Source organism: Stutzerimonas stutzeri (assembly GCF_024448695.1).
GTDB lineage: Bacteria > Pseudomonadota > Gammaproteobacteria > Pseudomonadales > Pseudomonadaceae > Stutzerimonas > Stutzerimonas stutzeri_T.
This window is the reverse complement of the sequence record NZ_JAMOHY010000029.1, coordinates 23,558-37,402: the sequence shown is the minus strand read 5'-3', so window position 1 is coordinate 37,402 and position 13,845 is coordinate 23,558. Positions and strand designations below refer to the sequence as shown.

The 13,845-nt window shown below is 56.6% G+C and carries 13 protein-coding genes; 4 read left to right on the top strand and 9 right to left on the bottom strand.

The features are described from left to right. Positions 1–28 precede the first annotated feature (28 nt). The 7 genes from NAV32_RS15735 to NAV32_RS15705 form a co-directional block, all read right to left on the bottom strand. Positions 29–466, bottom strand: a complete 438-nt coding sequence (locus tag NAV32_RS15735) for a type IV pilin protein (protein WP_256053742.1) — start codon at positions 464–466, stop codon at positions 29–31. Between the two features lie 2 nt (positions 467–468). Beyond that, entirely contained in the window at positions 469–4,308 is a 3,840-nt protein-coding gene (locus NAV32_RS15730) for a pilus assembly protein (protein ID WP_256053741.1), read from the bottom strand. Further along, a complete protein-coding gene (locus tag NAV32_RS15725; protein WP_256053740.1) occupies positions 4,305–4,982 on the bottom strand; it encodes a pilus assembly PilX family protein in 678 nt (225 codons plus the stop codon). Before NAV32_RS15725 ends, NAV32_RS15730 begins: the two co-directional genes overlap by 4 nt. Then, a complete protein-coding gene (locus NAV32_RS15720; RefSeq protein WP_256053739.1) occupies positions 4,979–5,830 on the bottom strand; it encodes a PilW family protein in 852 nt (283 codons plus the stop codon). Before NAV32_RS15720 ends, NAV32_RS15725 begins: the two co-directional genes overlap by 4 nt. After that, positions 5,827–6,375, bottom strand: coding sequence for a type IV pilus modification protein PilV (pilV, locus tag NAV32_RS15715; RefSeq protein ID WP_256053743.1), 549 nt, complete (start codon positions 6,373–6,375; stop codon positions 5,827–5,829). Before pilV ends, NAV32_RS15720 begins: the two co-directional genes overlap by 4 nt. Before the next feature lie 8 nt (positions 6,376–6,383). Continuing rightward, the gene (locus tag NAV32_RS15710; protein WP_256053738.1) at positions 6,384–6,863 is read right to left on the bottom strand and encodes a GspH/FimT family pseudopilin; all 480 of its coding nucleotides are present in this window, start codon (positions 6,861–6,863) and stop codon (positions 6,384–6,386) included. A gap of 173 nt (positions 6,864–7,036) precedes the next feature. Further along, positions 7,037–7,543: a GspH/FimT family pseudopilin gene (locus NAV32_RS15705; protein ID WP_256053737.1), complete on the bottom strand. Its 507-nt coding sequence runs from the start codon at positions 7,541–7,543 to the stop codon at positions 7,037–7,039. A 129-nt stretch (positions 7,544–7,672) separates the two neighbouring features. Here NAV32_RS15705 and thiO point away from each other — a divergent pair, with 129 nt between their 5' ends. From thiO to speA, 3 genes are all read left to right on the top strand, one after another. Further along, positions 7,673–8,773 carry a glycine oxidase ThiO gene (thiO, locus tag NAV32_RS15700; RefSeq protein ID WP_256053736.1) on the top strand — a complete coding sequence of 367 codons (1,101 nt, stop codon included), beginning with the start codon at positions 7,673–7,675 and terminating at the stop codon, positions 8,771–8,773. 248 nt (positions 8,774–9,021) lie between these two features. Further along, entirely contained in the window at positions 9,022–9,393 is a 372-nt protein-coding gene (locus NAV32_RS15695; RefSeq protein ID WP_256053735.1) for a translation initiation factor Sui1, read from the top strand. Positions 9,394–9,668: 275 nt separating this feature from the next. Further along, positions 9,669–11,582: an arginine decarboxylase gene (gene speA / locus NAV32_RS15690; protein WP_256053734.1), complete on the top strand. Its 1,914-nt coding sequence runs from the start codon at positions 9,669–9,671 to the stop codon at positions 11,580–11,582. 240 nt (positions 11,583–11,822) lie between these two features. Here speA and NAV32_RS15685 read toward each other — a convergent pair whose 3' ends face one another. Together NAV32_RS15685 and NAV32_RS15680 are read right to left on the bottom strand one after the other, a co-directional pair. After that, the gene (locus NAV32_RS15685) at positions 11,823–12,161 is read right to left on the bottom strand and encodes a zinc ribbon domain-containing protein YjdM (RefSeq protein ID WP_256053733.1); all 339 of its coding nucleotides are present in this window, start codon (positions 12,159–12,161) and stop codon (positions 11,823–11,825) included. 118 nt (positions 12,162–12,279) lie between these two features. Then, entirely contained in the window at positions 12,280–12,759 is a 480-nt protein-coding gene (locus tag NAV32_RS15680; protein WP_256053732.1) for an acyl-CoA thioesterase, read from the bottom strand. Positions 12,760–13,050: 291 nt separating this feature from the next. Here NAV32_RS15680 and NAV32_RS15675 point away from each other — a divergent pair, with 291 nt between their 5' ends. Continuing rightward, positions 13,051–13,728 (top strand): c-type cytochrome, encoded by a 678-nt coding sequence (locus NAV32_RS15675; RefSeq protein ID WP_256053731.1) that lies wholly within the window; start codon positions 13,051–13,053, stop codon positions 13,726–13,728. Positions 13,729–13,845: the final 117 nt, after the last annotated feature.

Genomic DNA, 13,845 nt, shown 5'->3' with positions numbered 1-13,845 from the left:
ATTACGCTTCGCTAATCCAGGCTACGAACTATTTCCAGCACTGCTCCACTGATTTGGCATCCGAACCGGTGGCACTGCGGCCCTTGATGCCTATTGCGTTCAAGGTAAGGTTGCCGCAAGCCGGATCACCGAAGTGCTGTGTGGCGGTCAGCGTATAGCCGCCATCGTTGGCGACAGTGCCCACGGTCAAAGTGTATTTTCCATTGTCCGACGTGACGGTGCTGCCGCTGGTGCCGCGCAGCCCCAGCTTTGCGATATCGGCGGCAGCGGTTACGTAGTTATTGTTCTGCGCAAAGAATCGCTCTTGGCTCGCCGCTGCATCCTGAAGTAGCGCCTGCCCCTCACTTCGGTTGCTGCGCTGTATGTACTCCATATAGTTGGGGTAGGCGATCGCGGCGAGAATTCCCAGGATGCCTACCACGATCATAAGCTCGATCAGGGTAAAGCCTTTGTTGTGCTGCTCCATGCTCAATTACCTATTACTCGCCAGGATTGGCGGCCAATGCTGGATGGGTCCGGGTAAATCGTCTGGCATACCAGGCCGGTGCAGGCTTCGAAACCGCTGTCGGGATTCTGTGAAATGGTAATGCCGCCTTCACCGTCCTGTTTGATACCGCTTACGACATGTACAACATTATTGCTGTCGACGTGCCTGAGGTCGAAAGCATGGAATAGAGTCTTGCCGCCGGTAAAGGGATTGAGTGCATAGGTCCAGTTACTGGCGCCATCGGCACATGGGTCATCGTTGGGGACCAAAGTCTGGAAGAAAATGGTCTGGCCGAGGGGGGACATTTTCTCGATCAGCATCTCGCCTTCGAACTTGTCCTCGTTTACTGCCAGATCCAGATACCAGCCATACTTATTAACGCTGACAACGCCATCGGCATTGGACGTGGTCCATTGCACAGGATTATTCGAGATCGTGCGAGCCGGGTTGGTCCCGCCTTGGGTATAGGTTCCAGTTAATTGTTCGATGATCGTCTGTTTCACCAAGTGACCACTGGCTTCATCGTCAGTCCGCTGGATGGTGAATGCGCTGGTGCTCTCTGCGCGGGTTTTGGTGTCCCATATCCCATAGATGCTTTGGGCGTGGGTTTTGACGCCATCTTTGTCCTCTGCCTCGAAGAACTTACCGGTGCCGAAGATCACCAGATAACCCATGCGGCTTGGATGACGGATAAGAGTAGGCGCGGCGGTAATTGACTGGGCCGCGGTATCCTTGCTGGACGCTGCGGTGAACATCGGCTTCCCGCCGTAAGCGACCTTGAACTCCTCTGCTGTGACAGTACCCAGCGTATCGCGAGAAAGAGGATTGCCGCTGTCCAGATTTCCATCGCCATCAGAATCAGAGTTCTCTGTAGGTAGAAGATCGAAACGCCAGAGATTGCCCTGCAGGTCGCCGGCATAAGCGTAATCGGCTACACCATCGGCGTTATAGTCGGCCAGCACCGGGCTGGAAAGTCCGTTGGCCACGCCGTCGGTTCCAGAGACTTCCAGGCTCTTGGTGAGCTCGCCGGTCACGGCGTCGATGACGTAAAGTGCTGCCTTGCCATCGCTGGCCCCGTTCTCATAGCCGTTACCGGTAACCACGGCCCAGCGGCCATTATGTAGACGGGCAACGGTCGGCGTTGAGAAGCTGTAGCCAGGCTTGACGGCAGCCTCATCTTCGATATCGCTCGCATCAAATTCCCATAACAGCTGTTCGCTGCCAGGTGTCGTGACGTCCAGGGCGAACAATGCCTTGCCGCCGGCACGCAAAGTGCCAACTAGAATAGTGCGCCATTTGGTGCCATCGTAAATATCAGCAACTACTGGCGAGCCATCGACATAAAATTGATGGCTGTAGTTCTTACCCGTCAACTTGTTGAGTTTGTCAAAAACTGCGGTAGGGATGAAGGCAAATTCTTCGACACCGGTTTCAGCATTGAAGCCATGCAGCATGCCGTCGTTACCGCCTACATAGACGCGACCTGTGCGTTTGGTTGCTCCTTCTTCCGTTCCGTTGATCTTCGCCAGAAACGCAGAGTATGAGCTATCGCCAGGAGCTACCGTGCCATCAGAACCTATATGTCCCTCCAAGCGATTGGCGAAGCCTTCGAGATAACGTGCGCCAGATACTACTACAGGGCTGGAACCATACAGATCACCAAGCACCGCGGTGCGCTGGCGGAGGTCACTTGCATTAGAACCCTCGTTGCTACGATCTCCGCGAAGGTAGCTGAGGCGCTGTTGCCACTTACCGTCTGCTGATTCTCCGGCTACTTCCGGGTTTATGTTTAAGGCGTAGGCAAGGCTTCCCTTGATTTCCGGGTCACCTGCATTACCGATTGCGAAGTCTTTGAGCTTGCTGGTGCCTGCACCATTTTCGTTGGATATTTTTATCGTGCGGCCTCCGGGAGTCGGAAGCTGTTTCTGCGCGCTCCAGTCTTGTGTATTTTCAATTACGTATTGGTCATCAGCATTCTTCACCAGCTTTTTGGAGAAGCGCTTCAAGTCACCTGACCAGTTTTCGTCACTAGCATAGGTGGTTTGGTAGGAAACACTGGTAGCGGTGTCGTCGATCACTAGCCCTGAGCTGATTGCGGGTCTGGCTGCGGTTGATTTTCGCTCTGCAATCCGATTCAAAATCTCATCAAAGGCCGAAACCATGGCGTCAGGACTGTCAACGCTAAAGAACTCGCCGCGAGAGTTGATTGCCGCGTGCCATAAATCATAAACGTTATTATTTGAGCCTGATGATGCTTTGGGCCAACTCTTCGTGCCGTCTAGTAAGGCCTTATAACCTCCTGAGAACGTATCTCCTTCCCATGGCAGGCCGCTAGCGTTCATTGAACTGGTAAGCCCCAAGCCCATGATGAAGTTGCTCATATGCTGCCAAGTGGCAGGGTCATTTTTGGCATTCCAGTACTTTTCAGTGTCCGTCCCTTCCTTATCTGAAAAATAGGGGCTGATTCTGTTGTCTAATTTAGTGTTGAGATCGGTGGCCCAGTAATGCATTGCCAAGTCTGCAAGTGTGCTGGATGTATCGTCTTGGTATGGACGTTGCTGGATGTATTTTTTGCCGTCAGGTAAGTTGATGTCGATGCCATCATGTCTAAAAGAGCTGGGATTGCCAGTTGTGGCGTTCCACATTCCATCGGTCATAAGTATGTGATAGCTCGGTCGGCAGGCATATGTATTGTCTGATGTGTTTTTATCAGATGAGACGCGAGCGTTCGGGAATTTATGCCAGGCAACGTCCTCCTTGAGAAACTCGCCGGCCTTTTTCATTGCGGCTGGCAGGGGCGTGCCGCTGTTGAAATATACATCTTTGAGCCAGCTATAGAATTGCCCCTTATGCTGAGCATCATATTGACGGAACTTGTTGTCTTTACAGTTCTTGGTGTCGCCCCCGTTGAGGCTTGTGCATAATGCAAGATTTTGCCAGCCTAAACGGATGGTCGGGGAAAGTTGGGCAAAAGCCAGGCTGGTAGCGGATAAGGTCGCGAGCGCCCTTGTTCTGTAAAACGAGTACCAGATAGCGAAATTTGTCTTCTCGCTGTCTCTGGCGAAGACAAGCTTGTAGCAGCTTGTTTTCGTTTTGTCACAACTGCCCGCGAGTGAGTCATCATAAAGGTAATAATATGCTGGCGTTATAGCAGTGTAGGTGTTGTTGTTTCTTGTGCAAGAAAAGTCGCTGCTATCCAGGACTGGTCCTGCTTGCTCAATCGTACATGTGTAGTTGCTTCCGGATCGGGTTACTTTAAATTCGATACCTGCTGCACTGGTTTTTCTTTCGGTAGCGCCGTTTGAAACCGATATGGAAACGCTGAAATCATCGCTTGGGTTGTTGACTCGCTGATGAGTGCCGGTTGGCATTCGGTACTCTTTCCCCGTGGGCCTATAGTGGTCGGACAGGTCAAGTTTTCCATCGTTTGGTCTGAAGCCATTTATGGGCGCGCTTGTGAAAGATGTTGTTAGCTCGACTTTATTACCATTCGTGTCGAATGATGGCGGTGCTATGTATCTGATGTTGGGGTTGTAATACATCGGGTTGTATTCTGGTGCTGCATACAAGCGCGTTATGGTACTGCCGCTTATGACTTGGCTCTCTATGGCGTCAGGGACAAAACCCCAAGACATGCTGCCCGATTCATCAAGCGTGAAAATGATATTCGGTGGAACGCCTACCGTCAGGCTGAGCGGGCTTTGCGATACGGCTGCCTGCAAGTTCATTGCTGCACTCATCAGAGCGGTTCCAGCAACGATGCTCATGATAAAAGTAGTCGAGCTGTTGATCTGTCTTCCTTTCATTTCTTCAACTCTCAATTATTCAGGCCGAGATAGATGTTCGCGGTAGTGGATTGCACAGCCCATTCGTCTGCCGCTTGTCCATTTACTACGTAGAAGTAGGTTCCCCGACCTTCCATGACTGCGCCGTATTCAGGGTTCAATGAGGATTCATCTTCGTTCATGGCAATCAGATGAGTATTCCAGTAGGCGCTGCGATCGCTACTGGTCACATTGCTTTCATCGCTTTCATTTTCTCCTGGCACTGTTCCCCGATATGGCATCCAGGTTATGAAGGCGGTATTTGCAGCAACATCGCTATCTGCCCCTGTCTTGTTATCTGCAGAGCTGTTTTTCAGGAAGAGCAATGGGTTGAGTACGAAATCCAGGCGGTCTTCTGCTGCGGTTATTGCCAGCAGGCACGGGCGATTGGCGCCGTTGGCTTGCAGTTTGTTTTCCTTTCGGCAATTAGATTCTCGGGGCTCGAGCTTGTCGCGCAGATACGCAGGACCATAGAACCGGAACTCTCCTTCGCGTAGAGCGGCCTCTGCTACGGTTTGTAGGCGTTGGGTCTCTGCTCTGTTCCCTGTTATTCGCGACTCCAGCACGACGCCGCGCATGCTGGATACGGCTAGAACGGTCAGAATTAGCAGCATGACCAGCGCAACCAGTAGGGTTGCGCCCCGTTGCCGGGCGTGATTCAAGGCTTTCATGGCATTAGATTCCTGATCGTCTGAGTGCTGCTGGCAACCTGGTAGATACGATTCTTATCTTCTGCGGTCAGGCGGGCTTTGCTGGTGGCGTCTGCTTTATCCAGCCATGCATCGAATATGGCGGATTCACCGTCGCGTTGTTCTTCACGGCTGGCCAGTAGTAGCGAGTAACGCACTGCTCGGATTGGGCCACTATTGATCGTCCATGTGCTGGCATTGATGAACCGACTGCTGTCTTCCGTCAGCTTCTTCTCGAACATGTCCTTGCTGCCGAGGCCGAACTCCAGTCGCATATCTGCGATCCCTGCCAGGAGCTCCATTGATCTGGGGGACTTTGCGTTAAGGTTCTTGCATTCAAGCAAGCCCTGATGCAGTTCGGTGGCTGGCGTGTAGTTGAGTGCCAGGGTGATAAGAGCGCTTTGAGGCGGAGCCTTGAAGGGCTTGCTGTCGTCGAACGCCTTGCTTTCGTCACCTTGGCAGTCGGATTCGCCGCTGACGAGCGGTTGATAGCGCAGGCAGATACCGAGTGAGTTTCTGGTGGGAGCAATGACTGCACCTTTGGCAAACGCCTCGCAGTCACTATTTGCCGATACTTCGGGAAATGCATCTTCGAGCAGTTGGGCGGGATCTCGACGATAGCCGGCCTTGCCAAGATAGTCGTTGAGCATCAGCGCAACGAAGCGGCTACCTTCCGAGTTCGTGGACTGGCTTTGTTGAAATAGGTGGTTACGCTGATTATCAAGGTAGATTTGGGAAATGCCGAGTAGCAGGAAGCTGCTGATAGCCAGCGCTACGAGCAGTTCGATCAGGGAGATGCCCCTCTGTTGGGGCATGAGGGAAATTTTCATAGCTCTACTCGCGTTCTGTAGATGCAGGTGGTGGCGTTGGGTGCTCTGTCATCGGGGCAGGCACCCGCCTTGACGGTCCAGGCCAGCTGGATTTCCAGCATCGAACCATTGCCGTCACAGGTCCCGGGTGCGGAGCTGCGGCAGATATAGAAGGCGGATTCGAGGAGATCCTCAACGCCAGGTAGAGAGGCTTCAACGGTTTCTACCCAGCAGTTGCGCATCTCGATGGCGCTCGTAGGATTGGCGACACAGTCCGCTGGAGCAGTCGTGAAATCGCTGCCTTTGTCCTTGTAGAAAAGAGACGAGTCCTTGAAACCGCTATATAAGGGCTCGGCCGGCGGGGTCCTCGTGAATACTTCGCCAGGGTTGGCGCGAATGATCTCGACCAAGTCGCTGGCTAGCATGATTGCTGTGTTTCGTTGTACCGAATCCTGGGTGTACTGAATGCTGCGGCCCTGCATGGCAACCATGCCGAGAATGCCGATGGTGGTCAGTACCAAGGTGACCATCACTTCAATCAGGCTGAAGCCTTTATTTTTTGTCATGACGATCCTCATAGCGTGCAACTCGTCAGGTCGCTTCCATTCGTATTTTTTCCACGTTCGTGGCGTATGGGGGAGCCGCTCGCTCGTACTTCCACGACGTAGGCTGTTTCGGGCTTGTCATCGCGGCAAATGGTGATAATTGCAGGGGTTGCAGTGCCGTTGGCGCGGTAGGTAATGGTTGTAACATTCGCGTCCATTTTGGCTTGGCTGGCGTTATGGCTCAGTTCCCTCGCGGACTGGCCGGCGACGCTTACCTTCCAAGGGCCGGTGTCATCGACGGCCACCTCTGCTGTGGTTCGCCGTGTGACGGCTTCCCCACGGGCATATTGCAGAATGGCGACAAGATCATCGGCCTGACCCTGTAACTGGGTTCTCTGGATGAACGCAGTGAAGTTGGGCACTGCAATGCCTACCACTATCGTCAACAGGGCCAAGGTGATCATCAGCTCGATCAGGGTGAATCCATGCATGTCGCTGCGGCGTGACATGGTGCGCTCCGTTTGAATTCTTGAGCGGATAATGATTCGGCTTGGGTGTTTTGTCCGTTATGCCGGGATAGCCGGTGCGTTTGTCTGGATGACCGGCTGTCGGCGCGATTATCAGGCTTGTGCACGAGCTCCGGCGTGATCGGGGCCATGCTTTGGTGTCTTGCCGCTGTTTATCAGGATGTACACAGCGAGGCTTTGCTGGCGTTGTCTGCCGCAGTGCCCTGTCGCAGCCGGCCCTGGCGGCTGAGGATCAGTTGCCAGGCGACGCGCTGCTTGTAGCACTGGTAGAAGCGGCCATTGCTCCAGGGGCTGGTGCCATTGTCGTAAAAGCGTATCCGCTGATCGCCGAAGCCACTCCAGCGCAGTTCATCGGCGGCGGCCAGCTGGGTCACGTCAAGTATTGTGTCGGTTGCCTCCGTTCGGGTCATCCAGCCGTTGACCCAGCTGCCGGAACAGCTGGTCGTATCTTCTGTGCCGCAGAGCACGACTGTCTGACGATGCAGTACCGCCTTGGCGCGGGCTTTCTGGATGGCATCCTGTACCTGGGTAAGCAGGACTTGCTGGCGGTTGCGGGCGATAAGGTCGGCCATTGCCGGGACAGCAATGGAGATCACAATGGTGAGGATTGACAGGGTGATCAGCAATTCGATCAGCGTGAAGCCTTGATTTCGATTCATCATGGTGCAGGTCCTTTGCAAGTATGATGCTGCGCCGTCCTGGCGCGAGTGATGTCTTGCGTATTAGAGGCTTTATGACTGGGCAGTCAAGCCGTGCCGGGCAGAAGTGTGAATCAGGTTCAGGGGACTGTTTTGAAGCAAGAAACCATCATCATTGGCGGCGGCGTTATCGGTCTGCTTTCGGCTTATCAATTGGCCGACGCAGGTCAGCATGTGGTTCTGCTCGAATCTGGCGAGACGGGCAGCGAGGCTTCCTGGGCCGGGGGCGGGATCGTTTCGCCGCTGTATCCCTGGCGTTACAGCCCGGCGGTTACGGCGCTGGCGCATTGGTCGCAGGATTTCTATCCGGGTTTTGGCGATAGCCTCTACGAACAGACCGGGGTTGATCCCGAAGTGCATGAGACCGGTCTGTACTGGCTGGACCTGCATGACGAGGAAGAAGCGCTGGCCTGGGCCGAGCGTCAGGGAAGGCCTTTGCAGCGGGTAACGGTGGAGCGGGTGCGTGCTGCCGTGCCTGCGCTTGGCAAGGGGTTCTCGAAGGCGGTTTTCATGCCTGGAGTAGCCAATGTGCGCAATCCTCGCCTGTTGCGCGCCTTGCGTGAGGCGCTGGCGCGGATGGCCAATGTACGGATTGTTGAACACTGCGCGGTGACGGGCTTCATGCGTGAGGATGGGCGGGTTCTGGGTGTCCAGACGGCGCAGGGCGAGATACGTGCCGAGCGGGTGGTAGTCGCCGCCGGTGCCTGGAGTGGCGAGCTGCTGGCGACGCTGGGGTTGGCGTTGCCGGTCAAACCCATGAAAGGCCAGATGATCCTGTTCAAGTGCGCTGAAGACTTTCTGCCGAGCATGGTGCTGGCCAAGCGGCGTTACGCGATTCCACGGCGTGACGGGCATGTGCTGGTCGGCAGCACACTGGAAGATGTCGGTTTCGACAAGACACCCACCGAAGATGCACTCGACAGTCTTCGCGCCACCGCCGTCGAGCTGCTACCGGCCTTGGCCGATGCCGAGGTGGTCCGACATTGGGCGGGGCTGCGGCCCGGCTCGCCGGATGGCGTTCCTTATATAGGTGAGGTTCCCGGCTTCGAGGGGCTCTGGCTCAACTGTGGGCATTTTCGCAATGGCCTGGTGCTGGCGCCGGCGTCTTGCCGGTTGCTGGCGGACCTGATGCTCGGGCGTACGCCGACGCTCGATCCGGCGCCTTATGCAGTGGCGGGGCGGCTGGTTTTCTAAGGCGCGCATCGCAGCAAGCAATCCCACCGGCTTGGTGCGGCTTCCCTTCACGGCATGGACTCGGCGTCCCCGCCCTTCCCACGAAAGCAGGCTGCAGGCTCGGCTTATGGGCGCGAAGGTTTAGCGGCGGGCGTAGGGATTGTTCGCAGGTGTGGCCTGCTCTTGCAGGGACGGCGTTTGCCGGTGTCGATAAAGCCTGGCTCGACGGGTATAGTTTCGGCGTTTCTTCTTTCATTCAAGAGGCTTGTGTGGCCAGGAAAACCACCTCTTTATCCGGCCTTGGCGGGCTGGTTTTTTCCACCGATACGGGGCGGCACTGCCCTGATTGCAGTCAGCCAGTGGATGCCTGTACTTGCCGGAAAACGGTGATTCCCGAAGGTGATGGCATCGCCCGCGTTCGTCGCGAGAGCAAGGGGCGTGGCGGCAAGACCGTGACGACCGTTGCCGGCGTACCGCTTGCCGAGGATGAACTCAAGGAGCTGGCCAGCGCGCTCAAGCGCCGCTGCGGCACCGGTGGCGCGCTCAAGGAGGGTGTCATCGAAATTCAGGGTGATCATGTTCAACTGCTTCTCGATGAGCTGCAAAAGCGCGGATTCAAGGCCAGGAAGTCCGGTGGCTGAGTTCATGCCAATCTCGGCTTATGCGGCTGTCTCTTCGCGCACCTGCTGTTCAAACGCAATATCCAAGCGTGCCTAATGTTCGGTCGGGGTGGGTAGGATGGAATCGCCGCAGACGCTTCCGTCATTCACCACCAGCGCACTCCGGGCACGGGTGAAGCCGGGGTCGTTGTCGACGGATTACGCTTTGCTAATCCATCCTGCGGCGGCTCGTACAACATCATTCAGAACAGACGCACGTCTCGGACAAACTCCACACCCACTTTCAGGAGGCTTGAATGCCCGTTAGACGCACACGTAAAGACGATGGCAGCCAGTGGACCGCAGCTGATAGCCGTAGCGTCTATGGCATCCGCCACTGGGGTGCAGGTTATTTCTCGATCAATGATGAAGGTCTGGTTGACGTACGACCGCAGGGACCGACTGGCGGGCCGATCGAGTTCAATCGGCTGATCGAGCAGTTGCGTGAGGCAGGGCTGACGCTGCCTTTGCTGGTGCGCTTTCCCGGGATTTTGCAGGACCGCGTGCGGCATCTCACCGGGGCATTCGACGCCAATATCGAGCGGCTCGACTATCAGGGGCGTTACACGGCCCTGTATCCGATCAAGGTCAACCAGCAGGAGGCGGTGATCAAGAACATCATCGCCACGCAGAACGTCGCCATCGGCCTTGAGGCCGGCTCCAAGCCCGAACTGATGGCTGTGCTGGCGCTGGCGCCCAAGGGTGGCACCATCGTCTGCAATGGCTACAAGGATCGCGAATTCATCCGCCTGGCGCTGATGGGGCAGAAGCTGGGGCACAACGTCTTTATCGTCATCGAGAAGATGTCCGAAGTGGAGCTGGTGATCGAAGAGGCCGCCGAGCTCAAGATCGTGCCGCAAGTCGGGCTGCGCGTGCGGCTGTCGTCCCTGGCGTCGAGCAAGTGGGCCGATACCGGTGGCGAGAAATCGAAGTTCGGCCTGTCGGCGGCGCAGCTGCTCACGGTTATCGAGCGCTTCCGGACGGCAGGTATCGAGCAGGGCGTGCGTCTGCTGCATTTCCACATGGGCTCGCAGATCGCCAACCTGGCCGACTATCGCGCCGGTTTCCGCGAGGCCATCCGCTATTACGCCGAACTGCGCGCGCTGGGGCTGCCCGTCGACCATATAGATGTGGGCGGCGGGTTGGGCGTCGACTACGACGGCACTCATTCGCGCAACGCCAGCTCGATCAACTACGACATCGATGAATACGCCGGCACCGTGGTGGGCATGCTCAAGGAATTCTGTGACCGCCAGGAGCTGCCGCACCCGCACATCTTCTCGGAAAGTGGTCGGGCGATGACGGCGCACCACGCGGTACTGGTGATGCAGGTGACCGACTTCGAGCGCCACAATGACGAGGCGCCGACCATCGAGAACTACGACGAACTACCCGATATCGTCCAGTCATTGGCCGATCTGCTCGGCCCCAGCGACCCGGAGATGGTCACCGAAACCTACTGGCGCGCCACCCACTATATGAGCGAGGCTTCGGCGCAATACGCCGCAGGCAAGCTGTCGCTGGCCCAAAAGGCGCTGGCTGAGCAGAGCTATTTCGCCATCTGCCGCCGCCTGTACAACCAGCTTAAGGCTCGCCAGCGCTCCCATCGCGCGGTGCTCGACGAACTCAACGACAAGCTTGCGGACAAGTACATCTGCAACTTCTCGGTGTTCCAGAGCCTCCCCGACACCTGGGCGATCGACCAGATACTGCCCATCGTGCCGCTGCAGCGGCTGACCGAAGAGCCGGTACGCCGTGCCGTGCTGCAGGATCTGACCTGTGATTCGGACGGCAAGATCAGGCACTACGTCGATGAACAGAGCATCGAGAACAGCATGCCGGTACATGAGATCCAGGCGGGGGAAGAGTATTTCCTCGGCGTGTTCCTGGTCGGTGCCTACCAGGAGATTCTTGGCGACATGCACAACCTGTTCGGCGATACCGATTCGGTGAATGTCTACCAGCGCGAGGATGGCAGCTACTATCACGCCGGCATCGAGACCCACGACACCATTGAGGACATGCTGCGCTATGTGCACCTGTCACCCGAGGAATTGATGACCCATTACCGCGACAAGGTCTCCAGCGCCCGGCTCAGTGCAAAGGAACGTGCGCAGTACATCGATGCCTTGCGTCTGGGGTTGACGCGCTCGTCGTATCTCACGCCCTGATCGGGCGTGGCATTTCGTTGCGTTCACCGGGTTGCGTCTGTCGCCCCGTCGTCGGGTTAAGCCTTCGGACACCCGGATTACGCCTACGGCTAATCCAGGCTACGGTCTATGGGTGTCTTGTAGGATGGAATCGCCGCAGGCGCTTCCGTCAAACATCGCGGATGACGCCACACCAGTGCGCTTGTCGGGTTTCCTCGAAAGCCGGAAACCCGGCTTGCATTAATGAGCGGGGGGTAATGCTCAGACCTTGCGCACGAACTCGGACTTCAGCTTCATCGCGCCGATACCGTCGATCTTGCAATCGATGTCGTGGTCACCGTCGCACAGGCGGATGTTCTTCACCTTGGTGCCGACCTTGACCACCAGCGAGGAACCCTTGACCTTGAGGTCCTTGATCACGGTGACGGTGTCGCCATCCTGCAGGGTGTTGCCTACCGAATCCTTGATTACCCTGTCGTCATCGGCGGAAGCTTGCGACTCCGTCGCCGACCACTCATGAGCGCACTCGGGGCACACCAGCATCTGGCCGTCTTCATAGGTGTATTCGGAGTGACATTTGGGGCAGGGCGGTAAGCTCACGGCAGATCCTTGGTATGAATAATGACAAAGGCCGCTGATTATATAGGGTCTTGTGACATGGTGTCGGAGTGAGCCGCACGCCCACCGCCGACTGCGCTCATCCCCGGCACTTCTGTGCTCAGTTGTTCTTGATGGCCTGGTAGCGTTCTTCCAGTTCACGGCGAATCTGTCGACGCTGCTGGGCCTGGGCAAAACGGCGTATCTGGTCCGGCGTGCGCGGTTGCAGCGTGGGTACGCTGGTGGGGCGACCGTCCTCGCCAACCGCAACCATGGTGAAGAAGCAGCTGTTGGTATGGCGAACAGTCTTCTGACGGATATCTTCGGTAATGACCTTGATGCCAATTTCCATCGAGCTGCTGCCCGTGTAATTGACCGAGGCGAGGAAGGTGACCAGTTCACCGACGTGGATCGGTTGGCGGAAGTTGACCTGATCGACTGACAGCGTCACAACATATTCCCCGGCATAACGGCTGGCACAGGCGTAGGCCACTTCATCGAGGTATTTCAGCAGCGTGCCGCCGTGTACGTTGCCGGAAAAATTGGCCTTGTCCGGGGTCATCAGTACGGTCATGGTCAGTTCGGCATGTCCATCAAGCATGGTGTACGGCTCGTGCAGGCAAAAGGGGGTGCTACTTTAGTCGAATACGGAGCACTTGTGTGGCCAATTGTCGCGCCTGGTTCGCCGTCATTACGCTTGCCGATCCTCGGGCCGCACGTGGCCGGGAACGGCGTTCAGAAAGTGTGACGGCTGCGTCAGAAAGCCGTGGCTGAGCGCCCTTTGTGATGGCTTTATTGACCTGCGCCGGGTTTTGCCGCGTTTCTGCAAATTATAGTCCGCAGCCCAACAGCTGCTTGCAGCACGGCCCTCTTCTTGGTTACGGACTCATCCATGCGCATTTTTGTCTGCTTTCTGCTGAGCTGTTTCGCAACCATTGCCTTCGCTGATGACGAGGCGATGACCCGCTTCAACTACCTGATGGGTGATGAGGAAAGGCGTCAGCAGGCATACGAGGCCGGGCGCGAGCGGGCGCTGTTCTGTGGCTACTGCCACGGGGAGAACGGCAACAGCAAGCGTCCGCACATTCCTAACCTGGCAGCGCAAAACCCCATCTACCTGTTCCACGCGTTCGAGCAATTCGCGCGCGGGGAGCGCGTCGACTACGTGATGTCGAATCTGGCAAAGAATCTAACCATGGAAGACCGCGTCAATATCGCGGTTTATTTCAGTCAGCAGAAGGTCGTGCCCTCGACTGTTGTCGCCGATGAAGCCTTGAGCAGGCAGGGCGAAACACTGTTCAAGCGTACCTGTGTTGCCTGCCATGGTGAGCACGGGCAGGGCATGGAGAAAATGCCGCGGTTGGCAGGCCAGCCCGGTGAATATGTGCGCAAAGCCTTGACGCGCTTTCGCAACAACGACCCCAGCCGTGCGGGTTCAGTGATGATCGGTGTCGCCAGCCAGCTTTCCGAAAGCGATATCGAGGCGCTGGCAAGCTTTCTCCCTCAGTTGAAACTGACCGAGAAAGAAGAACAGCAGAACATGGCCAAGCTGCTCGGGATTGCACACTGATCGTCAGCTACCTAAAAGCTAGTGGCTGAAGCCCCGCCCACAAGCGCTGCATACAGGCTTTTCGTAGGAGCGACTTCAGTCGCGAATGGGTCGGCAAGAATCCGCGCCTGAGGCTGA

Excerpts from the sequence above, each read along its gene's own strand:
- NAV32_RS15735 (WP_256053742.1), bottom strand. The coding sequence starts at position 466 with ATGGAGCAGCACAACAAAGGCTTTACCCTGATCGAGCTTATGATCGTG.
- NAV32_RS15725 (WP_256053740.1), bottom strand. The coding sequence starts at position 4,982 with ATGAAAGCCTTGAATCACGCCCGGCAACGGGGCGCAACCCTACTGGTT.
- NAV32_RS15720 (WP_256053739.1), bottom strand. The coding sequence starts at position 5,830 with ATGAAAATTTCCCTCATGCCCCAACAGAGGGGCATCTCCCTGATCGAA.
- pilV (WP_256053743.1), bottom strand. The coding sequence starts at position 6,375 with ATGACAAAAAATAAAGGCTTCAGCCTGATTGAAGTGATGGTCACCTTG.
- NAV32_RS15710 (WP_256053738.1), bottom strand. The coding sequence starts at position 6,863 with ATGTCACGCCGCAGCGACATGCATGGATTCACCCTGATCGAGCTGATG.
- NAV32_RS15705 (WP_256053737.1), bottom strand. The coding sequence starts at position 7,543 with ATGATGAATCGAAATCAAGGCTTCACGCTGATCGAATTGCTGATCACC.
- speA (WP_256053734.1), top strand. The coding sequence starts at position 9,669 with ATGCCCGTTAGACGCACACGTAAAGACGATGGCAGCCAGTGGACCGCA.
- NAV32_RS15680 (WP_256053732.1), bottom strand. The coding sequence starts at position 12,759 with ATGCTTGATGGACATGCCGAACTGACCATGACCGTACTGATGACCCCG.
- NAV32_RS15675 (WP_256053731.1), top strand. The coding sequence starts at position 13,051 with ATGCGCATTTTTGTCTGCTTTCTGCTGAGCTGTTTCGCAACCATTGCC.